At 71.2% G+C, this 22,399-nt stretch carries 16 protein-coding genes; 7 read left to right on the plus strand and 9 right to left on the minus strand.

Annotated elements, in window-relative coordinates; translation table 11 throughout:
* Positions 1-86: 86 nt before the first annotated feature.
* Both OG624_RS06440 and OG624_RS06445 read right to left on the minus strand, forming a co-directional pair.
* Positions 87-1,430, minus strand: a complete 1,344-nt coding sequence (locus OG624_RS06440) for a DUF5685 family protein (RefSeq protein ID WP_371639211.1) — start codon at positions 1,428-1,430, stop codon at positions 87-89.
* A gap of 190 nt (positions 1,431-1,620) precedes the next feature.
* The gene (locus tag OG624_RS06445; protein ID WP_371639212.1) at positions 1,621-4,617 is read right to left on the minus strand and encodes a helicase-related protein; all 2,997 of its coding nucleotides are present in this window, start codon (positions 4,615-4,617) and stop codon (positions 1,621-1,623) included.
* A gap of 156 nt (positions 4,618-4,773) precedes the next feature.
* Between OG624_RS06445 and OG624_RS06450 the strand changes: the two genes are divergently transcribed.
* The 7 genes from OG624_RS06450 to OG624_RS06480 all read left to right on the plus strand — a co-directional run bounded on the left by OG624_RS06450 (position 4,774) and on the right by OG624_RS06480 (position 12,564).
* Positions 4,774-7,362, plus strand: a complete 2,589-nt coding sequence (locus tag OG624_RS06450) for a DEAD/DEAH box helicase (protein WP_371639213.1) — start codon at positions 4,774-4,776, stop codon at positions 7,360-7,362.
* Between the two features lie 154 nt (positions 7,363-7,516).
* Entirely contained in the window at positions 7,517-7,894 is a 378-nt protein-coding gene (locus OG624_RS06455) for an FKBP-type peptidyl-prolyl cis-trans isomerase (RefSeq protein WP_033225486.1), read from the plus strand.
* Positions 7,895-8,214: 320 nt separating this feature from the next.
* Positions 8,215-8,670, plus strand: a complete 456-nt coding sequence (locus tag OG624_RS06460; RefSeq protein ID WP_033225487.1) for a helix-turn-helix domain-containing protein — start codon at positions 8,215-8,217, stop codon at positions 8,668-8,670.
* A 127-nt stretch (positions 8,671-8,797) separates the two neighbouring features.
* Positions 8,798-9,328 (plus strand): regulator component, encoded by a 531-nt coding sequence (locus OG624_RS06465; protein WP_033225490.1) that lies wholly within the window; start codon positions 8,798-8,800, stop codon positions 9,326-9,328.
* Positions 9,325-10,533, plus strand: coding sequence for an MAB_1171c family putative transporter (locus tag OG624_RS06470; protein ID WP_371639214.1), 1,209 nt, complete (start codon positions 9,325-9,327; stop codon positions 10,531-10,533). The genes OG624_RS06465 and OG624_RS06470 overlap by 4 nt, the downstream gene beginning before the upstream one ends.
* A complete protein-coding gene (locus OG624_RS06475; protein WP_371639215.1) occupies positions 10,530-11,717 on the plus strand; it encodes a cytochrome P450 family protein in 1,188 nt (395 codons plus the stop codon). The genes OG624_RS06470 and OG624_RS06475 overlap by 4 nt, the downstream gene beginning before the upstream one ends.
* A gap of 592 nt (positions 11,718-12,309) precedes the next feature.
* Positions 12,310-12,564 carry a hypothetical protein gene (locus OG624_RS06480; protein WP_106971532.1) on the plus strand — a complete coding sequence of 85 codons (255 nt, stop codon included), beginning with the start codon at positions 12,310-12,312 and terminating at the stop codon, positions 12,562-12,564.
* Between the two features lie 126 nt (positions 12,565-12,690).
* Here the strand turns inward: OG624_RS06480 and OG624_RS06485 are convergent, their stop codons facing one another.
* From OG624_RS06485 to OG624_RS06515, 7 genes are all read right to left on the minus strand, one after another.
* On the minus strand, positions 12,691-13,659 hold the full coding sequence (locus OG624_RS06485) for an MASE1 domain-containing protein (protein WP_051763829.1): 969 nt from the start codon (positions 13,657-13,659) through the stop codon (positions 12,691-12,693).
* Positions 13,660-13,742: 83 nt separating this feature from the next.
* Positions 13,743-14,573, minus strand: a complete 831-nt coding sequence (locus OG624_RS06490; protein ID WP_033225493.1) for a PP2C family protein-serine/threonine phosphatase — start codon at positions 14,571-14,573, stop codon at positions 13,743-13,745.
* A 115-nt stretch (positions 14,574-14,688) separates the two neighbouring features.
* Positions 14,689-16,299 (minus strand): alpha/beta fold hydrolase, encoded by a 1,611-nt coding sequence (locus OG624_RS06495; protein WP_078909649.1) that lies wholly within the window; start codon positions 16,297-16,299, stop codon positions 14,689-14,691.
* Positions 16,300-16,671: 372 nt separating this feature from the next.
* Positions 16,672-17,646: an ABC transporter substrate-binding protein gene (locus OG624_RS06500; protein WP_033225494.1), complete on the minus strand. Its 975-nt coding sequence runs from the start codon at positions 17,644-17,646 to the stop codon at positions 16,672-16,674.
* Position 17,647: 1 nt separating this feature from the next.
* On the minus strand, positions 17,648-19,651 hold the full coding sequence (locus OG624_RS06505) for an ABC transporter permease subunit (protein WP_033225495.1): 2,004 nt from the start codon (positions 19,649-19,651) through the stop codon (positions 17,648-17,650).
* Positions 19,652-19,739: 88 nt separating this feature from the next.
* On the minus strand, positions 19,740-20,834 hold the full coding sequence (locus tag OG624_RS06510; protein WP_326747523.1) for a quaternary amine ABC transporter ATP-binding protein: 1,095 nt from the start codon (positions 20,832-20,834) through the stop codon (positions 19,740-19,742).
* Positions 20,831-22,372 carry a GMC family oxidoreductase gene (locus tag OG624_RS06515; protein ID WP_371640842.1) on the minus strand — a complete coding sequence of 514 codons (1,542 nt, stop codon included), beginning with the start codon at positions 22,370-22,372 and terminating at the stop codon, positions 20,831-20,833. The genes OG624_RS06510 and OG624_RS06515 overlap by 4 nt, the downstream gene beginning before the upstream one ends.
* Positions 22,373-22,399 lie beyond the last annotated feature (27 nt).

Genomic DNA, 22,399 nt, shown 5'->3' on the forward strand with positions numbered 1-22,399 from the left:
CCCGCAACGGCCGAGACATGCCTTCCGAAGGTCTGAAGTTCGCCACCTGGTTCCCCGCCGGGCGGGGAACCAGGCTCGTCCGTCGTTCAGTCGCAGCAGTCGCAGCAGCACTTGCACGGATTGCAGCAGCCACCGCCACCTCCGCCGCAGCCGTCACCCGAGCCACCACCGGAACCGCCGGAGCCACCGGAGCCGCCGGATCCGTGACCGCCGCCCGAGCCGCCGGAGGAGCCACCCGAGGCGCCGCCGCCCTGGCCACCGAACCAGCCGTCGCCGCCGGAACCGTCCCGGCCCGAGCCGCCGCCGCGGTTGCCGTCGCCGAACTGCCAGGACTCGCCCTCATCCCCGCCGGAGTCGTCGTCGCAGCGGCAGCATCTGGGGCACAACCCGCAATGGCGACATGTCCGAGCCCACTCGCGGCACCGCCGGCACTGCCCCTCCGACGACCGGTGCGCCGACATCGCCCCGCCCTCCGGGGCCGCGCCCGCGAGCTGCCCTACGCCGCAGGCCGCACCCGTGCCGGTGCCGGTCCCCGAGGGCGTTTCCGTCTCCGTACGGCGGCCCAGCCAGGGCAGCATGCGCGGACCCCGCGCCTGGCCGCGGTGCTGCTGGTGACGGTGCCGAGGGTCGAAGACGCGATCGACGGCACGCTCCAACTCGCCGCCCAGAAGCGCCCCCACCAGCCGTCCGTCGACGAACGCGACGTCGGACAGGGCGAATCGGATTCCACGGACGGCGTCGTCGCAGAGCCGGCGCACCTCGGCACGGTCCGTACCGGTCACGGCGATCGGGTTCCACGCGCCGGACGCCACGTCCGCGTCCAAGTCCTCCACCGCGTCCAGCAGATGCGCCAGCCGACCGAACAGACGGCCGGCTTCCGCGAGCGGTTCGGCGTTGCCCGGGCGGCCCGTGAGCACCGCGGTGTACGCGAAGGCGGCCGCGGTCGCCGTCTCCGCAGGCTCCGTGACCGCCAGCAGCGAGCCACCGGGTCCGGTCGAGCGCTCGATGTCCGGCTGGCGCTCGACCGCCTCGATCAGCAGCGTGGTGTCGAAGCCGAGTCGTTCGCCGCCTGCGACTCCCGCGCGGTCCCAGTTGTGGGCGATCCGGCGTGCCGCCAGCGCCACCGGGCGGCGCCCCAGCAAGCCGTCGCCGTCGACCACGTGGTCACGCATCTTCGCCGCGGCCAGCACCAGCGACACCGTCGCCGCCAGCCGCGCGCCCTCACCCTGTGCCACGTCCGCCGACCGCATCCCGCGCAGCGGGCACGGACCGGCACCCCGCCGCCAGTCCCCGGTGCGCTCCGACTGCGCTTCGGTCAGCACCGAGACGATCAGTCCGTCGTAGTTGGTGGCCACCCTCGCGAACTGACCGTACTCGCTGCGCAGAGCCAGGCACAGCCCGCACAGGTGCGCCATCCACTCGGTACGCAAGCCCTCGCCGAGGCGATGACGGCATGGCCTGATGATTCCGAACACCGAAGTTCTCCCCCTAGGAACAGCTACCCGCATCCGGTCGGCCGGCTCACGGACGCAGGACTGCACATGAGGTACGACCCGGCGTGACGTCAACCGCATGTGACATCAGCGCGCGGCCGACATCCTAGAGGGTCCCTTCCGGGGGTCACCGGCCACGGGGTGCTTCGGATCCGCTCAACACGAGCGCCGCGGTGAGGATCCGTGGCGGCTTCGTCGACATCCGCTGTTGCCGATCGAGCAGGGCGAGACGCTCGCGAAGCCGTGCGTCCAGCTCGACAGCCTTGCGGTGGAGGCTCTCGGAGGACTCCTTGGGCTTCTCGCCCCTCCGTTCCTTCTCGGAGGCCGCCGCGGCATCGAGGATCAGCCGCTCACGCTCCGAGGTCAGGCGCTCGGTCACCAGTTCCCGGGTCTTGGACAGCTCGGCCAGTCGCCGGGGCTGGACCTCGGCCAGGTACGCGGGAAGCCGGTTGGCGATGATCCAGCTGGTCGCCTTGTCCTCGGCGTCCGCGAGCCAGGGCCATGCGCGTGCGGCGTCGGCCGCCGCGCCCTCGGGCGCCGCGGCGCAGTCGAGGTAGGGCGCGGGGCCGGCCGGGTGCACGGCGCCGCGGCTGTCGACGTAGGCGTAGGAGAACCTGCGGGCCACCGACTCGTCGGTGCCGTCCGTGACCTCTTCGACGACCCCGACGAGGAGGTGCGGTGCGTCGAGAGCGGCCGAGACGAGCACGGCGCCACGGTTGAGTGACCCCCCGAAGTTCCGGATGGTTTCGGCCATGACGGCGTCGTGCAGCGGGTGGCCGGGAGCGAGCAGGTCGACGTGGGCGCGATCGTCGGGCCGAACATGGCCGAGGTCGAAGGTGACGTGGTCGTACCTGGTGGCTATGGGGCCGTTCCCCGCCGAGCGGACGTGCTGCGGCACGTGGGTGATCTCGTAACGCCCCTGCGTCCGCTTGACGATCCGGCCGCCGAGTCGGGTGAGGGCGTCCTTGAAGGTCGATTCGATGTCGTGCGGCTCGAGGCGCCGGGCGCGGGCGTCGTCCATCGTGTCGCGCAGCACGCGGAGATCGGCATCCGAGAGGTGCTCCGAAGCGAGCGCGCGTTCGTCGAGGAGGCCCTTGAGGCCGTCTCCGACGGTGCTGTCGATGACCTCGTACATCCGGTTCCTGACAGCGGGCTGCTCGCCGTACTGGATCGCGTCGAGGAGCATGTCGCGCAACGGGACCTCGGCGAAGGCCTCGCCCAGGACGTCGAAGACCTTCCCGCCGTACGTCTGGCGCATCTGGTCGAGCTTCTCCAGCAGGCGCGTGAACACCTCGCCCTCACGGGTGTTGGAGGCCACGAGGTTCCAGAGTCGGCAGACCTCCGTCTGACCGATGCGGTGGATGCGACCGAAGCGCTGCTCGATGCGGTTGGGGTTCCAGGGCAGGTCGTAGTTGATCATCAGGTGTGCGACCTGCAGGTTGAGGCCCTCACCGGCGGCGTCGGTGGCCAGCAGGATCCGAACGTCGCTGTTCTTCGTGAACTCCTCGGTGATCTGACGCCGCTCGGCCCGGCGTACGCCGCCGTGAATGGCCTTGACGGCATCGGTTCTCCCCAGCAGGGAGCCGATCTTGCCCTGCAGATAGTGGAGGGTGTCGCGGTGCTCGGTGAAGACGATCAGTTTCCGCGGGTTTCCCTCGGTGTCCGTCACCAGCGCGTGGTCCCGCAGGAGGGCGGCCAGTTCGGTCCACTTGCGGTCCGTGCCCGCCTCGCGCACCCGCTGAGCCGTCCGCACCAACGCCCTCAGCTCGATGAGCTCGGCGTCGAGCTCATCGACCGTCCGCGCCGCCGTCGCGGCGTCGAGCAGCTCCTCCTCCATCTCCTCGATCTCCTGGGCGTCGAGGTCACCGTGGTCGAGGCCGGCGAGGTCGACGGCGGGCACGGTCTCGCGGCAGGTGCCGTCGAGGATCTCCTGCTTCCTGCGCTCCAGGCGTTCGGTGCGCCGCACGAGGCTCTTGTGGATCGCCTCGGGGCTGGAGGCCAGTCGTCGCTGCAGCACGGTGAGCGCGAAGCCGACGGTGTTCTTGCGTGTGCCGCCGACCCGGTCGGCTCGGTTCATCCCCTCGCGGACGTAGTGGGTGACGTCCTCGTAGAGGTCGTACTCGAGCGCCGTGAGTTCGTAGGGGACGGTCTCCGCCAGGCGCTCGGGGAAGAGCTTTCTGCCCTCGAAGGTGAGCAGATCCTCCTTGATCATGCGTCGCATGATCCCGCTGACGTCGACGCTGCTCTTCTGCCTGCCCTCGAACCGGTCGCTGTCCAGCAGGGTGAGGAAGAGTTGGAAGTCCTCCTCCTTCCCCGAGTGCGGAGTCGCCGTCATCAGGAGCAGGTGACGCGTGATCCCACCGAGCGTCTCGCCGAGCTGGAACCGCTTGGTCTTCTCGACCTTGCCGCCGAAGTAGTGGCCACCCATGCGATGTGCCTCGTCGACGACGATCAGGTCCCAGTCCGTCTCCTTGAGCTGTGCCTTCAGGTCCTCGTTGCGGGAGAGCTGGTCCATGCGGGCGATGAGGAGCGGGTGGCTCTCGAAGACGTTGAGATGGAGCCGCGAGTCGGCGAGCTGGTTCGTGAGCAGGTCGAAGCGGAGGCCGAACTTGAAGTAGAGCTCGTCCTGCCACTGGTCGACCAGACCTCCAGGAGCCACGACGAGGCACCGCTTGACGTCGTCGCGGAGCAGGAGCTCCTTGATGTAGAGCCCGGCCATGATCGTCTTTCCGGCACCCGGGTCGTCGGCGAGCAGGAAGCGCAGCGGTGTGCGGGGCATGAGCTCCCCGTACACGGCGCGGATCTGGTGCGGGAGCGGCTGAACGTCACTGGTCGCCACCGCGAGCATCGGGTCGAACAGGCCGGCCAGGGAGATCCGCTGAGCCTCGGCGACCAGCTTGAAGTCGGGTACCTTCGCGTCGAAGGCGCGACTCCCGCCGCGGGCGATGCTCAGCCTGACCTCGTCCTTGCGGAAGACGACCCGCTGGTCGAGGATGCCCCCGGCGGTCTTGTAGGTCAGCTCGACCGCGTTCGCACCGTGCTGCTGCGCGGCGATGATCGTGACGACCTCCGCCGGTACGACCCCGTCGATCCGCAGACCCGGCTTGAGCTCCTCGAGCAGCACGTGCGCAACCTCCCGCTTGGTGGCCTTCGAACGTTACGGACGTTCCGGCGATTCACTGATCCCGTCGACTTGGTCGACCGGGGTCGCTAATCTTCCCAGAGGTTGCGCGAGTCGGCGGGGGCAATGGAGCGAGAAGCACGTCATCACCTGCGTGGTGTGGTGGACGACGTCAGCAGGTGGCGCGAGCTCGCGGGCGGGATCGTCGAGCGGCGAAAGCCCGTCGAGTCAGCGGCGGAAGACGCCACCCAGCGGTTGCTCGGGCGAGTGGCCTCGCTCGGGGCCAGGACCGACATCGCATGGCGCGTCCTGCAGGTCTCGCCTTCCGATACCGACCTGCTGACCGCCCTGGCCCGCCGCGAGGCCCTTCCCGCGCTCACAGCCGGCGCGCAGGAGGGCATCCGAGGATTGTCCGACGAGGCCGGTCGGGCGTTGACGGGCGTCCGCGCGCTGTTCGGCGCCCGCCGGATCCTCTCGGGCAAGAGCCGCAAGGAAGAAGCACAGCAAGCCGCGGCCTACCTGCTGTCCCTCCACGAGAGGTTCACGGGCGTCCGACTCGTACCCGAGCTGGAGGCCCTGGCGACGTGGGACGCGAGCACGACCCCGCCGGTCGGGCCCTCGGCCGTGCTGGACGAGAGGGTCGGCTTCGCCGAGCGCCTCGGCGTACGAGCCGAGCTCCTCGAGCGGCACGAGCTGGAAGGCGCCAGGATCGCGATCACCGCGATCGATCGAGCCCTGCAGCGCGAGAGCGAGTTCAGAGCGGCGGTCAGCTCCGCCGGCAATGCCGTCCGAAAGGTCGAGGTGCGCAAGCTGGTCGCCGAGATGCCTGTCGAACGGCTCAAGGACGCGACCAGCGGACAGCTGCGCATCACGGCGCTGATCGATGCCGGCATCCGAAACGTGCAGCAGGTCCTCGACCAGCAGGCACGGATCCGGACGCTCCCCGGGGTCGGTGAGACGACGGGCAACCGGATGATCGGTGCCGCGCAGACCATCCGGCAGACCACGATGGACGATATGCCGATCCGTATCGACATCAGGAACCGGAACCAGAACACCACGACCCTCCTCGCGAAGATGCGGGCCTGGGACGCGGCACGCTCGATCCGCGGCGCGACGGCGGACCTTGCGGCCGCCGACTCGGTTCGTCCGCTTCTCAAGAGCCTCGATTCCCGGACCTCCCACGTGGTGCTGATTCCCGAGGCCCGCAGCGTCGCCGCACTGCGGTCCGCGCTGGCGGCCGTCGAAGCGCGCGGTGCGCTGCTCACCGGTGGGAACAGCACGGCAGCTGATGATCCCTGGGAGGACTTCCTCTCCCGGCCGGCCGACTACTACGCGATGCTGGCGGAGCTCGGGTTCCTGGCGGACGACGCGGAGAAGACCCAGGGTGACCTGCCGGCCGAAATCGTCGAGGCGATCAGGGAACTCACCCTCGACACCACCCATCTGAAGGCGTCCCTGCGCGGGTACCAGTCCTTCGCCGCCCGCTTCGCCATCGTGCAGCGGAAGGTCGTCATCGGCGACGAGATGGGCCTCGGGAAGACGGTCGAATCACTCGCCGTGCTCACCCACCTGCGCGCCAAGGGATCCTCCCACTTCCTGGTCGTGTGCCCGGCCGCGGTGGTGACCAACTGGGTGCGCGAAGTCGGGGCCAAGTCCACTCTGGGCGCGTACCGCCTCCACGGACCGGCGCGCCAGGACGCCCTGAAGTCCTGGATCCGCAACGGTGGAGTCGCGGTGACGACCTACGACATCCTCGGGTGGCTGGAAGGCCAGATTCCGCGCCGTGCCGAACCGGCGTGCCTGGTGTTCGACGAAGCGCACTACATCAAGAACCCGGACGCCAAGCGAACCCGACGCTCCACAGCCCTGATCGGACGCTCGGAGCGCGCGATCCTCCTCACCGGCACCCCACTGGAGAACCGGATCGAGGAATTCCGTAATCTCATCGGCTACCTCCGGCCGGACCTCCCGATCAATGCCTCCGAAATAGCTCCTCGCCAGTTCCGCAAGCAGGTGGCACCGGCGTACCTGCGGCGCAATCAGGAGGACGTCCTCACCGAGCTCCCCGAGAGGCTGGACATCGACGAATGGCTGCCGATGTCCGACGCCGACGAGCAGCACTACCGAGCGGCCGTTCTGCAGGGCAACTTCATGGCCATGCGCCAGGCCGCCCTACGCGCCGGCAGCAGGTCCGAGAAGATGCAACGCCTCATCGACATCGTCCAGGAGGCGGAGGAGAACGAGCGCAAGGTGCTGGTCTTCTCGTACTTCCGTGACGTCCTCGACGCGGTGGCGGCGCACCTCCCGGGGAAGGTGTTCGGCCCCCTGACCGGTGCCGTACCCGCCGCGATGCGACAGAACATGGTCGACGAGTTCTCCCGAGCCTCTCATGGGGCCGCCCTCGTCTCGCAGATCGTGGCGGGCGGGGTCGGCCTGAACATCCAGGCGGCATCGGTCGTCGTGATCTGCGAACCTCAGCTCAAGCCGACGACCGAATGGCAAGCCATCGGGCGCTCCCACCGGATGGGGCAGCTGGAGTCGGTGCAGGTGCACCGTCTTCTCTCCGAAGTGGGCGTCGACCAGCGCCTCGTCGAGATCCTCGCTCGCAAGAACGAGCTCTTCGCGGAGTTCGCCCGTGTCTCCGCGACCGCCGACAGTGCCCCGGAAGCGTTCGACATCACGGATGCCGAGCTCGCCCGGGAGATCGTGGCGGCCGAGCGCGAGCGCCTGCTCTCGGGAGGCTGACGGCCGCGGGTGCGTCGGGCGTCGCGGCGGACCGGTTCGGGGTTTGATGTACTTCGGTCGATCGGTGTTCTCGGTGGCGTGAGCGTCCGCTGCGCGGATGACCATGCCTCCGGCCGGTCTGTTCGAGGGACCGGCGGAGAGTGATGAGGCTGCGATGAGTGAACTGACGAAGCCCGAGGTCGAAGTTCCGGAGGGTGATGCTCCGCAGGAGTTGGCCGTTCGGGACATCGTCGTCGGGGACGGGGCCGAGGCGAAGCCGGGCAGGGTGATCCGGGTTCACTACGTGGGGGTCACCTTCGAGTCCGGAGTGGAGTTCGACGCCTCCTGGGACCGGGGCGAGCCGTTCAAGTTCGCCGTGGGCGGCGGCCGGGTCATCAAGGGCTGGGACCGGGGAATCCGGGGGATGAAGGTCGGCGGTCGGCGCGAGATCGTCATTCCCCCGCGCCTCGGCTACGGCAAGCAGTCCCCCTCGCCGTTGATCCCGGCGGGTTCCACGCTCGTCTTCGTGGTGGACCTGCTCTCCGTGGTCTGAGCACGGCCAGCCGATCGATGGGGCGGGTGGGCCGCTCGTCCACCGCGCCGTGCGCGGGAACGGGCCGAGGAAGCGTCCGCCCACGCCCCCGTCGGCGGGCCGCGCCTCCGGGCGTTCCGCCGAGCCCACCCCCGTGAAGCTCGACCCCGACCCGGCCGGCGCCGCCGACCCCTCGACACTTCAGTGGCGGCGAGGCATTGGTAACGTACACCAGAGTGTCAGTCCGGCGTCAACCAAAGTGGTGCCGGAGCCGGCCCGAGGGGCTTCGAGCAACACTGTGGTGGGCAAGGACTCGGCATCACACCAAGGAGGTCGTGCACGTGGAGGATGACGGGGCGCCCACCTTCGCCCAACTCCTGGACCACCTCTTCCGCGAGGTGCACCCCCCTTCCCGGGGGCCCTACACCTACGCGGAGGTCGCCGAGGGAATCCGCGAGAACGCGACGGGCGAGGGACGCGGGGTGACGGCGAGCGCCATCCAGCAGCTGCGCACCGGCGCCAAGCGGAACCCGACGCGGCACACCATCAAGGCCCTGGCCGACTTCTTCGGCGTGCCGGCGGGCTACTTCGTCGACAGCGCGGCGGCCGAACGCACCAAGGCGGAGATCGGTCTCCTCGCCGCCATGCGCGACCGGGACGTCCGCAAGGTGGCCCTGCGCGCCAACGGCCTGAGCGTCGACAGCCTGAAGATGCTGTCCACCGTGATCGAACAGGCCCGGAAACTCGAAGGGCTCACCACCGACGAACCCGCGCAGGACCTGGATCTGGACGACTGAACCGCGCCCGCGCCACGGCCGGACCCCGCCCTCACAGTGGGGTCGCGGACATGCCAACATGGGGGCGCGCGTACCGGTTTCCAGGGCGAGGTGCGCCCCGGCCGCCCGGCGTCACCAGAGTGAGGACATGGACCTTGAGCAGCTGCGCGCCTCGTGCGAGGCGCGCGTCGAGGCGCTCGGACTCCCACACCGCTTCAGTACCCGTGACCTCCGCGACGCCGTGGCCGAACGACGCGGACGCCCCATCGTGCTACGCCCCCTGAGCACCTTGGGCGCCATGGACGCTCCGTGCGGCATCCGCCTGGAGACCCGGGACGCCGACCTGTTGTTCTACGAGGAGGCCACCTCCCCCCTCCACCAGAACCACATCCTCGCCCACGAGATCAGCCACATCATCTGCGACCACCCCGGCAGTCTGGAACTGGACACCGACACCCTGCACGCGCTCGGGTTCGACCCCACCCTCGTGCAGCGCATGTCCGGCCGGACCGGCTACGCCGGCGAGGACGAACGCGAGGCCGAGGTGATGGCCAGCGTGATCCGCCAACTCATGTACCGGGGACGCGAGATCCCCTCCAGCCGGCCCGCCAGTGGCTCCGAGAGCTGGGACGCGTTGTTCGCCGAGCCGCACAGGAAGAAGAAGCGTCACCCGAAATGATCAACATTCTCTTCACCGGTACGGCCGCCGTGCTGCTGTGCTTCGCCGCCTACTGGGTGCGCGGGCGCGGCGGACACCGCCCCACGGGCACCTGGGCGATGGCGACGCTGCTGACCTCCTTCGCCCTCGCCTTCGCCTCCTACGCCCCCGCCGTGGAGCGCGCGGTCGAATCGGTGGTCCCCCACGTCGCCCGACTCCTCAGCAACACCTTCACCCTGACGGCGGCCACCTCGGTCCTCGCCTTCCTCTTCCAGCTCAACCTGGAGCGCGAGCGGGCCCATCGGCAGATCCGACTGCGCGTCATCGCCCTCGGGATCTCCGTCGCCGGCATGACGGCCTTCTTCCTCGCCGAACAACTCACGGGCCGTAGCCCGGTGTTGTACGCGTGCTACGTGCTCGTCCACATCTCCTTCCTGGGGTACACGGCCAAGGACTTCCTGCTGCAGACCTGGGCCCAGTCGCGGCGCTCGACCCGCCGCAGTCAGCGCTGGGGCCTGCGCACGACCTCGGTCGGCTGTGGTTTCGCGCTCGTCTACGCCGCGTACAAGCTTTTCGCCCTGGTCTCCATCGGCCTCGGCCTGGGGCTCGTGCCCGACCACGCCCGGTGCTCGACGCCGCTGACCCCCGTGCGCTGCACGTTCAGCGTGACCGCGCCCGCCGTCGCCGTCCTCCTCATCACCGTGGGACTGACCCTCCCCGCCCTGCTGTGGCCGCTGAGCCGACTGCGCCGTCGTCGCTGGGAACGGACCTCGTTCCGCGCGTTGGAACCCCTGTGGCGGGAGGTCACCGCCGCGGTCCCCGAGGTCGTGCTCGACCCGGGTCACGCCGAGACCGGCGCCGACACCCACGACCTCGATTTCCACCTGCACCGTCGGGTCATCGAGATCAACGACGGCGTGCTGGCCCTGCGCCCGTACCGTCGGGCAGCGGTACGGGACGCCGCCGCGGCGGAGGTCGCCCGTCGGGGCGCCGCCGACACTGCCGAGGGCGACGCCGAGGTGGAGGCGGCGGTCATCGCGGCGGCCGTCGCCGCGAAGCGCGCCGGGCTCCCCCTCGACGGCGAAGAGGCCCCGCCCGCCGCCGGTACCCGCTCCCGCAAGGGCGACCTGCCGGCGGAGACCGCGTGGCTGCTGCTCGTGGCGGACGCGTACCCGCGCCGCCCGGCCCGCGAGCACGCGGCCGCAACCGCGGGCGCGGCCTCGTGACCGCCCCCCGGCAGGACCCCCTGCGCGATCCGCGGTTCTTCACCGACCCCTATCCCACGTACGACCGGCTGCGCGAGGGCTGCCCGGTGCGACGCGTCCCCACCGGCTCCGGCGGGCACCAGGCGTATCTGATCACCGGTCACGCCGAGGCCCGCGAGGCGTTCACCGACCCCCGACTGTCCAAGGACACGGCCCGCTTCTTCGCCGACCGGCCCTCGGACCGCGACCTGCACCCGGCGATCTCCCGCAACATGCTGGCGAGCGACCCACCCGCGCACACCCGCCACCGGCGGGTGGCGACGCCCCTGTTCACCACCGGACGCGTCCGGGAGCTGCGCCCGTACATCACCCGGGTCGTCGACGACCTCGTGGCCGCGTGGCGACCGGGCACGGAGATCGACCTGGTGGCGGACCTGGCGGTACCCCTGCCGGTCACCGTGGTCTGCGAGCTGCTGGGGGTGCCGGAGTCCGACCGTGCCACGCTCGCCGGCTGGTCCCACGACCTCTTCGACGCGACCGACACCGACCGCGTCGACGCCGCGTCGCACCGGATCGGCGACCACCTCACCCAGCTCGTCGACGCGGCCCGCGCCACCCCCGGCGACGGCCCGCTGCCTTCCCTCCTGCGCGACTGCGACGCGGGCGGCCTCGACCGGGACGAGATCGTCTCCCTGGCCGCCCTCATCCTGGTCGCCGGGCACGAGACCACCACGCACTTCATCGGCAACGCCGTCCTGGCCCTGCTCCGCCACCCGGAGGCCTTCGACCGCCTGCGCCGGGACCCGGACCTGATCCCCGGCGCCCTGGACGAGCTGCTCCGCTTCGACTCCCCGGTGAGCGTGGCCACCTTCCGCCACAGCACGCAGGACCTGCGCGTCGGTGGGGTCGACATCCCGGCGGGCTTCCCGGTGCTCATCGCCCCCGGAGCCGCGAACCGCGACCCCTCGGTGTTCCCCGACCCGCACCGCCTCGACCTCGACCGCGACGCCGGCGGCCACCTCTCCTTCGGTCACGGCATCCACCGCTGCCCGGGCGCCCCCCTGGCCCGCGCCGAGGCGGAGATCGCCCTGCGCGCCCTGGTGACCCGCTTCCCGAACCTCCGCCTGGCCGTCCCCGCCGAATCCCTGGCCTGGCGCCGAACCCGCCTCACCCGCGGCCTGACGGCCCTCCCCCTGGCCCTCTGAAGCTCCGTACACAACTACCTTGGCGGAGAGGGTGGTTCGAGTCATCCGTGCGCCTCGGATGTCACCCGATGGGCTGACCGGGCCCTTTCTCGTGCATGGCGCATCGATGTGCTCCTAACCTGAACACGCAGCGTGCCGAGGCACGCTGCGGCCCCTCCCGGCTTGCCCCGAATGCAGGATTCGGGAGAGGGCCCGGCCGCGCCGCGTCAGCCCTCCCCCTGCGGCCGCGGCCGGCCGACCGGCGCGGCCGGCGCGGTCCGGCGCGTCGGCGACGGTCGTCCGGTCGCGAGCACGATCGTGGACCGGATCCCTCGTCCCGAGATGCCGAGCGGCGTATATGGGACTAGCGTCACTAAGTGATGACCGCAACTGCGGGGAACACTCAGCCCGCAGGAGCGCGCCCAAGCACCTTGCTTGAGGAATCGCGCGTCGGCCCGGAGGTCCGCCGCCCCAACAGGCGGCGTTGACAGGGGAATCGCGCGTCGCAGCCATGCGGTCGGTCACGCACCCGCGCTCCACCCCTTTGCGCGGGAGGGCGTCCTTCGGCGTCCCGAAGTGCGTGGCACGTCAACGACAAGAAGGGTTCGGAATCATGCAAGCACTGAGAGTGAAGCGACTCTTCGCGGTGTCCGCCATCGGTGTCCTGATGGCAGGCGGCGCCGCCCTCGGAGCCGCAGGTACGGCCTCGGCAGCGGCCCCCACGCACTCGGTCACGTACGTCAGCGGCGGCGGCTGGGGCGACGGCGACCACGGGTACGGCGGCCACCACGGTTACGGCGGCCACGGCCACGGCTACTACGACGACGATGACGACTGGGGCGGAGGCTGGGACGACGGCGACTGCTGATCACGCAGCTTTCGGCACGGACGGACCGGCGCGGGCACACCCGCGCCGGCCCTTCCGTGCGTTCGGCCGCGGGGTGGGTGCGTTCGGCCGCGGCGTGCATTCGGCCGCGGGTGCCCCACCGGGGTGTCACGGCGGCGGACGGTCCTCCGGCGGGTGTCGGTACGTGTCGGGCCGCGGCTCCATCCGGGACACCACCTCCGCGAGCCGCGCGCAGAGCTGTTTGATCTCCTCGTGCGTCCTGTCGCGTTCGGTGATGACGGCCGCGATCAGGAGCGCCGTCAGCGCGGTCGTGCCGTTGAACGCCTGGAGCGTGACCATGCTGGCGACGACGTCCTCGCCGACGAACGGACCTCGGTCGCCGTCGGCGGCCAGGATCGCCAGCGTCACCACGGCGAGCGCGCACGGCGCCGCCCCGGCCAGCCGGAAGCGGAAGGCCGCCCAGATCAAGAACGGCGAGACGAGGAAGAGCAGGTTCGAGTCGCGCGTCCGTGTCGCCAGGAGCGTGACGAAGACCGTACCGATGGCCAGCGCCACCGCCTCGAACCATCGGCCGATACCGGCCCGCACCGGCCACCGGGCCTTGCGCAGCACCAGCAGGAACGGCGTGACGACGAGGATTCCCATCGCGTCACCGGTCCACCACACCGACCACGTCGGCCAGAAGTCGCCCGCGTCCAGTGCTCCGGAGAGCACCAGGACACCGCTGCCGATGGTCGAACTGATGGACATCCCGGCGAGCGCGCCGAGGAAGACCAGTGCCAGGACGTCCCGCAGGCGGTCCAGGTCGTTCCTGAACCCGGCTCTGCGCAGCATCAGAGCGGCGCAGACCGGAGCGAGCGTGTTGCCCGCGGTGATGACCAGTACGGAGAGCAGCGACGGCCCGAGGGACACGTTGACCAGGAACGCGCCGAGTGCGATGCCCGGCCAGACGCGCAACCCCATCACGAGCAGCGCGGCCAGGGCGACGCCCGTGGGCGGCCACAGCGGGGTGACCTGGTCGCGCACCAACTGCTGGAGGAGGCCGATCTGCGCCGCCCCGTAGTAGACGGCGGCGACGGCGGCGATGCGCAGCACGGTGGACCCGAGACGACCCATCTCCGCGCTGCCCACGACAGCAGTCTGCGCTCAGATCCCGGCGCCGGCGACCCCACGGGCCGGCGGCCGGCGACCGCCGTCGGTCAGTCCGGCTCCCGCGGGCCGTCGTAGCGGACGACGAGGACCGCGGCGTCGTCGCGGTGTCCCGTCAGGTCGGCGACCTTGACGACGGCGGAGGCCAGCACGTCGGGATCGGCGTCGAACCCCGCGCGCACCAGCTTCTCCACCTCGGCCAGACCGGCCTCCATCGGGTAGTGCGGGCCCTCCACCACTCCGTCGGTGAGCAGGACGAGCACCCCTGCCTCGGTCAGACGCCGGTGGGTCACCGGATACCGCTCCCCGGGCACGACGCCCAGCGGGGGGCCGCCGCGGTCGAGCGCGATGCCGTGGCGGCCGTTGGCCGTCGCCCAGACCATGGGCACGTGGCCGGCCCGGGAGACCGTCAGATCGCGGCTGACCGGGTCGAAGCGCAGGAAGCAGCAGGTCGCGAAGAGGCCGCGCCCCATGGCGATCAGCAGGTCGTTGGCGCGGCCCAGTACCTCTTGGGTGTCGCTCGTCGTCTGTGCGAGGGCGCGCAGGCTGGTGCGTACCTGCCCCATGAAGGCGATGGCTTCCACATCGTGGCCCTGTACGTCGCCGACCGTGAGTCCCAGTGACCCGTCGTGCATGACGAAGGCGTCGTACCAGTCGCCGCCGACCTCCAGACCGCCTCGTGAGGGCGCGTACCTGGCGGCCAGTCGCAGCCCGGGCAGTTCGGGCAGTCCGGGTGGGAGCATGTGGCGTTGCAGAGCCTCGGCCAGTTCGACCCTGGCCCGCTGGTACTCGATCCGGTCCAGGGCCTGATCGACGAGCTGTCCGAGTGCGACCAGAAGTTCCTGCACGTTGTCGGGCTGCTCGGGACGGTGTCCGCGCATCACGGCTCCTGGCTCTCCGCAGCGTCCCCACCTCACCCTAGCCGCTGCTCCCGGGTGCCTCCACAGGGGTGAACCCGTGGTGGACCGGCGGGACGGGGGGCTCTGCCGGGTGGGCTCAGGAACCGATCTCGAACTCGGGTGCCCGGAGGCTGTCCAGGCACGCGGTCTTCGGCGCGGCCGGGTTGTCGAAGAAGGAGACGGCGATCTCCTGGGCGCACTTGGAGGTGGCGAAGACGACGTGCGGCTCGAACGGGACCGTGACGACCTTGGCCTTGCTCAGCGTCTCGGCGACGTACGGTCCGTTGTCGGCCCCGGTCTGGGAGTCGAACCCGCCGGACAGGGCGAGGGTCGGGATGTCACCGCGCGTGACGTCCCGGATGGAGGGCGCCGCCGCCGGGACGTTCCAGGCGTCGCAGTCCGGCCGCAGGAAGGTCAGCTGCGGAGCCTGCTCCTGTACCGAGCGGGGGTACGACGGGAAGGCTTTCTGCCCGCCCCGGAGCGCCTCCTGCTCGGTCTCGTACGGGGTCCACTCGCTGCAGAAGACGCCGTAGACGAGACCGTGCGCGACCCTTCCCATGGCCTGGGGGCTGAGCTTGCCGCCCGCCCACTGCTGGGCGATGCGCTGCGGCTTGCCGTGCGCCAGCTCGTCGAGCGCGGCGGGTACCTGGGGCGCCACGTGGGTGGCCGAGGTCATCCAGTTCACCAGCGCTCCGCCGTCCAGGACGACCTTCACGGGCTTGTCGCTGCCGGGGAGGGTGACGGTGGTGGTGACGGGACGGGCTTCGAGTTCGCGGACGAGCCGGTCGAAGGTGGCCGACAGGTTCGGATAGCGCTTGTTGCACGCGGGCTGCTCGGCGCAGGCCTTGAACAGGCCGTCGAAGCCCTGCCGGGCGCTGCTCCAGGTCGCCGCCGACCCGGACGTGGAGGGCGGCAGGATGCCGTCGATGCCCACCGAGCGGAGCCCCTCGGGGTGCAGGCGCATGTAGGCCAGCGCCAGGTGGGTGCCGTAGGAGATCCCGTACAGGTTCCACCGGTCGAGGCCGAGGGTCTTGCGCAGGTCCTCGTAGTCGGCGGCGCTCTCGGTGTCGTTGTAGGCGCCGAGGTCGATCCCCTGGGCGGCCAGTCGGTCGCGGCAGGCCTTGGTCGCCTCGACGTGCAGTCGTTCGGTGGAGGGGGCGTCGTAGACGAGGCCGACGGAGCGTGCGTTGAACTCGTCGATGTTGGGGCAGAGGAGGTTGGGTTCGGCGGAGTAGGTGCCGCGCTGGGACATGAGGACGACGTCACGGTCGCGGTTCAGGCCGCCGTCGATCGCCATCTTCGCCTCGCCCACGGCGTCGTCGCCGGGGCCGCCCGCGAGCCACACGATGGGGTCGGGTTTCGGGTCGTCGGTCGCGGCGGGCACGATCGCGACTCCGAGTCGTATCGTCCGGCCGTTCGCCTCGGCGCGGTTCTCGGGCACGGTGAGCGTTCCGCAGCGGGCGTCGTCGAGGGCCTCGATCGGTTCCGGCGTCTTCGGGCAGGGGCCCGGTGCGAAGCGGGCGTCACCCACCGTCCGGGCGACCGTGCCGATCGGCGCGTCGGGGCTCGGGCTGCCGTCGGTCCGGGGCCGTGCCTGAGCGGGGGCGGTGAGCAGGCCGGTGACGAGGAGACCGGTCACGAGTCCGGCCGACGTGGCCAGGAGCCGGCGTTCGGTGCGGCGCCGACGGGGCGCGGGGTGGAGTGCCATCTGCCCTCCTGGTCACTTCGGGATGATCGTGAACGGTTCGGGTGCGAGGCCGTCCACGCGGTCCCGTCGGGTCCCGTCCTTCGCCCGATTCGGCCCGTCTTCGCGTCGAACGTGCCGGAGAGGGGCTGTCGCACCGTGCGGTCGACCGGGCGGAGGGTGCCGCGGTGGTGTTGATCGGTGCGGGACCGAATGCGGCCAGGCGGACCGTGATCTCGTTCCTCTGCCGACAGCGGCGGCTGCCCCGGCGGTCCGGGCGGCAGCGGTTCGGGCGCAACGCTCGCTCTCGACGCTACCGGCTGGACCGTACGCGCGCACGCGGGGCGAACAGGGCCCCGCGGCCCGGAGGGAGGGGGCGCCCTCCGGGCCGTCGCGTCAGGACGGGAGCCACTCCCGCCAGGTGGCCTCGTTCTTCTTCGCCCAGCGGGCCGCCGCTTCCTGGGGCGACAGCTTCTCCTCGGCGATCATCAGGGCGACGTCGTTCTGCATCTCGGTCGTCCACCGGAACTTCTTCAGGAAGGCCGCGGCGTCACCGCCGCCCGCCGCGAAGCGGGCGTTGAGGAACTTCTGCAGCGGCGTGTGAGGGTACGCGCAGGCGACCTTCTGGGGGTCGGTGTCGCAACCCTCCTCGTAGGCGGGGAGCTTCACCTCCGTCATCGGGACCCGCTCGAACAGCCACTGGGGCTTGTACCAGTAGCTCAGGAACGGCTTCTTCTCCTTGGCGAACTGCTTGATCTGCGTGATCTGCGCCGCCTCGGAGCCCGCGAAGACGACCTGGTAGTCGAGGTCCAGGTTCTTCACGAGGGCCTTGTCGTTCGTCACGTAGGACGGGGAGCCGTCCAGCAACTGGCCCTTGCCGCCGCTCTCCGCGGTACGGAGCTGGTCGGCGTACTTGTTCAGGTTCTTCCAGTCGGTGACGTCCGGGTGCTGCTCGGCGAAGTACGTCGGCACGAACCAGCCGATGTGGCCGGTCACCCCGAGGTCGCCGCCCCGCTCGATCGTCGCCTTCTCGTCGATGTACCGCTTCTCCTGCTCCGGGTGGCCCCAGTCCTCCAGGATGGCGTCCACCCGGCCCTGGCTGAGGGCGTCCCAGGCGGGGACCTCGTCGATCTGGACCGTGTCCACCCGGTAGCCGAGCTCGTGCTCCAGCAGGTACTGGGCGACGGCGACATTGGCCTGGGCGCCGACCCACGACTGCACGGACAGCGTCACCGTGCGGGAGCCCTTCGCGTCGGCGTACGGGGAGGCCTGGCGGGTCATGTCGGCGGCGCCGCAGCCCGTGAGGGCCGTCAGGGCGACGGAGACGGCGGCTGCTGCCGCGAGGACGGCGGAGCGTGTGGTGCGAGCCATGTCAGGCCCCCTTTCCGGTGAGGTCGCGGCGCACGGTGGGCTGGGTGACGCGGTCGAGCATCAGGCCGAGGCAGACGATCGCCGCGCCGGCGACCAGGCCGGTCGCCAGGTCGCCCTGGGCGAGGCCGAAGACCGCGTCGTAGCCGAGCGCGCCGCCGCCCACGAGGCCGCCGATGACGACCACGGCGAGGACCAGCACCACGCCTTGGTTGACGGCCAGCAGCAGGGCGGGGCGGGCCAACGGGAGCTGGACCTGGAGCAGTTGCTGTCGACCGGTCGCGCCCATCGAGCGGGCGGACTCCAGCGCCGCCGGGTCCACCGCACGCACGCCCTGGGCCGTGATGCGCACGACCGCGGGCAGTGCGTAGACCACGGCGGCCGCGGCGGCCGGGGCGCGGCCCACACCGAACAGGGCGACGACGGGGATCAGGTACACGAACTGCGGCATCGTCTGGAAGACGTCGAGCACCGGACGCAGCGCGCGCCCCAGGCGGGTGCTGCGGGCGGCGGCGACGCCGAGGGCGAAGCCGAGCAGCAGGGTCACGGTGACGGCGGCGAGGACCTGGGACAGTGTGTCGAGCGCCGGGTCCCAGACACCGAGGACACCGATCGCGGCCATCGCGAGGACGGCCGTCGCGGCGGTGCGCCAGGTGCCGATGAGCAGGGCGAGGGCGCCGACGGTCAGCAAGACCGCCCACCAGGGCAGCCACTGCAGTCCGTCGCGCAGGGGGTTCAGGACCCATGTGGTGAAGTGCCCGGCCCAGTCCGCGGTGCCGCCGACGAGGGGCACGCCGGAGTAGAGGTGGGCGGTCATCCAGTCCACGGCCGCGTTGACGGGCTCGGCGATGTCCACCGTCCACGCGTCGGGCCAGGAGAGCCGGTCGAGGAGGCGGGCTCCGACGGCGACGACGGCGGTGACGAGGGCGGCCAGGGCCCAGCGGAGTCGGGACCGGTCGGCCGGGGCTTCGCCGATCCGCTGTCCGGCCGCGGCGGTGACGCGGTCCAGGACGACGGCGAGCAGCACGATCGGTACGCCGGCGGCGAGTGCGGCGCCGACGTCGACGGAGGCCAGCGCCTGGTAGACGCGGTCGCCGAGGCCGCCCGCGCCGATGACGGACGCGATCACGGCCATGCCGAGCGCCATCATGATCGACTGGTTGACGCCGAGCAGGAGTTCCTTGCGGGCCAGCGGCAGTCGGGCGGTCAGCAGCCGCTGCCGGCCGGTGGCGCCGAGGGAGGTGGAGGCCTCCACGACCCCGGCGTCCGCGTCGCGGAGCCCGAGCGCGGTCAGACGGGCCATGGGCGGGGCCGCGTAGACGACGGTCGCGAGGACGGCGGCGGGCACGCCGATGCCGAAGACCAGGACGACGGGCAGGAGGTACGCGAAGGCCGGCAGCACCTGCATGGTGTCCAGGACGGGCCGCAGGATCCGGTGCATCCGGTCGGACAGGCCGGCGGCCAGCCCGAGGAGGCCTCCGAGCAGCACGGACGCGGCGACGGCGACCACCATCAGGGCGAGGGTCTGCATGGTGGGCACCCACATGCCGAGCAGTCCGCACACGACGAAGGCGGCGACGGAGGTCAGCGCGAGCCGGACGCCGGCGACGCGCCAGGCCAGCAGTGCGGCGGCGGCGGTGACGCCGGCCCAGCCGAGAGCGAGGAGCACCAGGTACACGGCGCGGACGGAGATGACGACGACGTTGCTGACGTGTCCGAGGAAGTAGAGGAAGAGCGGGTGGCCGTCGCGGTTGTCGATGATCCAGTCGCTGGTGCGTTCGAGCGGTCCGGACAGGTCGACGGAGAGCGAGGCCGGCCAGTTCCCGGCGCCCAGGAGCGCCCAGCCGAGGACGAGCGCGACGGCCGCGCAGGCGACGATCAGCCGGCCGCGGTGGCGCGTGAGCGTACGCAGCACTCCGGGTCCGGTGTCGGTGGGGGGCGTGGGGGCTGTCGTGGTCGTGGCCGTGGTCGTGGAGTCCGGCGTGGCGGGGGTGACGGTGGTGGTCATCGGCCGCACCGCCCGGCGTGGTGCGCGGCCGCGGGGGCGGGGGCGCCGGTCGTGCCGCACGGCGGCGGCCAGGTCGTATGGTCGTACATCAGGCCACCGCCTTCCCGGTCGTGGCCGGGACCCCGGCGACGACACCGAGGAGTCCCGCGTGGTCGACCACGCCGAGGCACCTGCCGTCCTCGACGATCCGCGCGTTCTCGCCGGTCCGGGCGACGGCCTCGATGGCCTCGTGGACGGTGGCGCTCGGGGCGAGCGCGGGGCCCGCGGCCCGCGCCTCGTCGCCGAGCGCGGGGCGCATCGCCGAACGGACGGTCAGCACCTGCTCGCGGGGCACGTCGCGGACGAAGTCCCGGACGTAGTCGTCGGCGGGGGCGCCGACGATCTCCTCGGGCGTGCCGAGCTGCACGATCCGGCCGTCGCGCATGAGCGCGATGCGGTCGCCGAGCTTCAGCGCCTCGTTCAGGTCGTGGGTGATGAAGACCATCGTGCGTCCCTCCTCCCGGTGCAGGCGTACGACCTCTTCCTGCATGTCCCGGCGGATGAGCGGGTCGAGCGCGCTGAACGGCTCGTCGAACAGCAGGACTTCGGGGTCGACGGCGAGTGCGCGGGCCAGTCCTACGCGTTGCTGCTGGCCGCCGGACAGCTGGCTCGGCCTGCGGTGCTCCATGCCGTCCAGGCCGACCTTGGCGACGAACTCGGCCGCGCGTTCGCGCCGTTCGCCGCGTCCCACGCCCTGGATCTCCAGCCCGTAGGCGATGTTGTCGAGCACCGTCCGGTGCGGGAGCAGTCCGAAGTGCTGGAAGACCATGGCCGCCCGGTGGCGGCGCAGCTCGCGGAGCCGGCCGGTGTCCATGGACAGCACGTCCTCGCCGTCGATGGAGATCGTGCCCGAGGTCGGTTCGATGAGCCGGGTGAGGCAGCGTACGAGCGTCGACTTGCCGGAGCCCGACAGGCCCATGACGACGAAGACCTCGCCCTTGCGGACGTCGAAGGAGACATCGCGGACGGCGGCGGTGCAGCCGGTACGTTCGCGCAGCTCGGTGGCGTCGAGCGCCCCGAGCTCCTGGTCGGCGGGCACCCGGTCCGCCTTCGGGCCGAAGACCTTCCACAGGTCGCGTACGGAGAAGACGGCCTCCGCGGCCGTGTCCGGCGTTTTCGTCAGGGGGATCGTGGGCTGGTTCATCGGGTGGTTCCTCCCAGCAGGTCGGCGCACTTCTCGCCGACCATGAACACGCCGATCATGGGGTTCACGGCGGTCATGGTGGGGAATACGGACGCGTCGGCTATCCGGATGCCGTCGAGGCCCCGGATCTTCAGGTCGGGTGCGACGACGGCGAGTTCGTCGTCGTCGGCCCCCATGCGGCAGGTGCCGGCCGGGTGGTAGACGGTGTGCGCGACCTGGCGGGCGTACGCGCCGAGTTCCTCGTCGGAGGTCACCTCGGGGCCCGGGCACACCTCGCGCTTGAGCCAGCCGGCCAGCGGTTCGCTCGCCGCGATCTGTCGGGCGATGCGGATGCCGTCGACGAGGGTCCGGCCGTCGTAGTCGTCCTCGTCGGTGAAGTACCGGAAGTCGAGCGCGGGCTTGACCTCGGGGTCGGCGCTCGTCAGGTAGAGCCGGCCGCGGCTGCGCGGCTTGGGGATGTTCGGGGTCATCGACACGCCGTGCGCGGGCCGTTCGTAGCCCAGGCGCTCCGGATTGTCGGTGAAGGGGATCTGGTAGAAGTGGAACATCAGGTCCGGGCCCTCGGCCCGCGGGTCCCGGCGGACGAACAGTCCGGCGTCGGAGTCCATCGCGGAGTTCTCCGGGATCGGCCCGTGCGTCTCCCACACGATGACCGACTCGGGGTGGTCGAGCAGGTTCTCGCCGACTCCCGGCAGGTCGTGCACGACGGGGATGCCGAGCTTCTCCAGGTCGGCGCGCGGCCCGATGCCGGAGTGCAGCAGCAGGCGGGGGGTGTCCACGGCCCCGGCGCACACCAGGACCTCGCGCCGGGCGCGTACGACGTGCTCCGCGCCCTCCTTGGTACGGATGTGCACGCCGGTGGCGCGGGTGCCGTCCAGTTCCAGCCGGAACGCCCAGGTCTCCAGGGCGATGTGCAGGTTCGGCCGGTCCAGGAACGGGTGCAGATAGGCGACGGAGGCGGAGGATCGCTTGTTGTTCTCCGGGTGGTAGGCGAGGTCGAAGAAGCCGACGCCTTCGTCGAAGGGGCGCTTGTTGAAGCCCTCGATCCGCGGCACACCGAGTGCGGTCTGCGCCGCGTCGACGAAGTCCCGGGCGATGGCGTTCCGGTCCGCCTCGCCGACGGGGACGATGTTGTTCCGCAGCCGGGCGAAGTAGGGATCCATGGCCGCCGCGTCCCACCCGTCGGCACCGGCCTCGGCCCACTCGTCCCAGTCGGAGGGAAGGGGCTTGAAGGCGATGAGGGTGTTGTGCGAGGAACAGCCGCCCAGCACCCGGGCGCGGCTGTGGCGGATGTGCGAGTTGCCGCGGGGCTGTTCGGTGGTGGGGTAGTCGTAGTCGAGCTCACCGCCGAGCAGGCCCATCCAGCGGCGCAGGGTGAGGACGTCGTCGCGGCCGACGTCGCTGGGGCCGCCCTCGATGACGGCGACGCTGATGTCCGGGTCCTCGGTCAGCCGGGAGGCGATGACGGATCCGGCGGTGCCGCCGCCGACGACGACGTAGTCGTACAGGTGCGGGTCGTTCGTGTTCGGGTCGTTCATGTGCTGGTCGTTCACGTGCTGGTCGTT

Source organism: Streptomyces virginiae (genome assembly GCF_041432505.1).
Lineage (GTDB): Bacteria > Actinomycetota > Actinomycetes > Streptomycetales > Streptomycetaceae > Streptomyces > Streptomyces virginiae_A.

Coding starts and splice junctions, on each gene's coding strand:
- OG624_RS06455 (WP_033225486.1), top strand. CDS start 7,517: ATGAGTGAACTGACGAAGCCCGAGGTCGAAGTTCCGGAGGGTGATGCT.
- OG624_RS06465 (WP_033225490.1), top strand. CDS start 8,798: ATGGACCTTGAGCAGCTGCGCGCCTCGTGCGAGGCGCGCGTCGAGGCG.
- OG624_RS06470 (WP_371639214.1), top strand. CDS start 9,325: ATGATCAACATTCTCTTCACCGGTACGGCCGCCGTGCTGCTGTGCTTC.
- OG624_RS06480 (WP_106971532.1), top strand. CDS start 12,310: ATGCAAGCACTGAGAGTGAAGCGACTCTTCGCGGTGTCCGCCATCGGT.
- OG624_RS06485 (WP_051763829.1), bottom strand. CDS start 13,659: ATGGGTCGTCTCGGGTCCACCGTGCTGCGCATCGCCGCCGTCGCCGCC.
- OG624_RS06490 (WP_033225493.1), bottom strand. CDS start 14,573: ATGCGCGGACACCGTCCCGAGCAGCCCGACAACGTGCAGGAACTTCTG.
- OG624_RS06495 (WP_078909649.1), bottom strand. CDS start 16,299: ATGGCACTCCACCCCGCGCCCCGTCGGCGCCGCACCGAACGCCGGCTC.
- OG624_RS06500 (WP_033225494.1), bottom strand. CDS start 17,646: ATGGCTCGCACCACACGCTCCGCCGTCCTCGCGGCAGCAGCCGCCGTC.
- OG624_RS06505 (WP_033225495.1), bottom strand. CDS start 19,651: ATGACCACCACCGTCACCCCCGCCACGCCGGACTCCACGACCACGGCC.
- OG624_RS06510 (WP_326747523.1), bottom strand. CDS start 20,834: ATGAACCAGCCCACGATCCCCCTGACGAAAACGCCGGACACGGCCGCG.
- OG624_RS06515 (WP_371640842.1), bottom strand. CDS start 22,372: ATGAACGACCCGAACACGAACGACCCGCACCTGTACGACTACGTCGTC.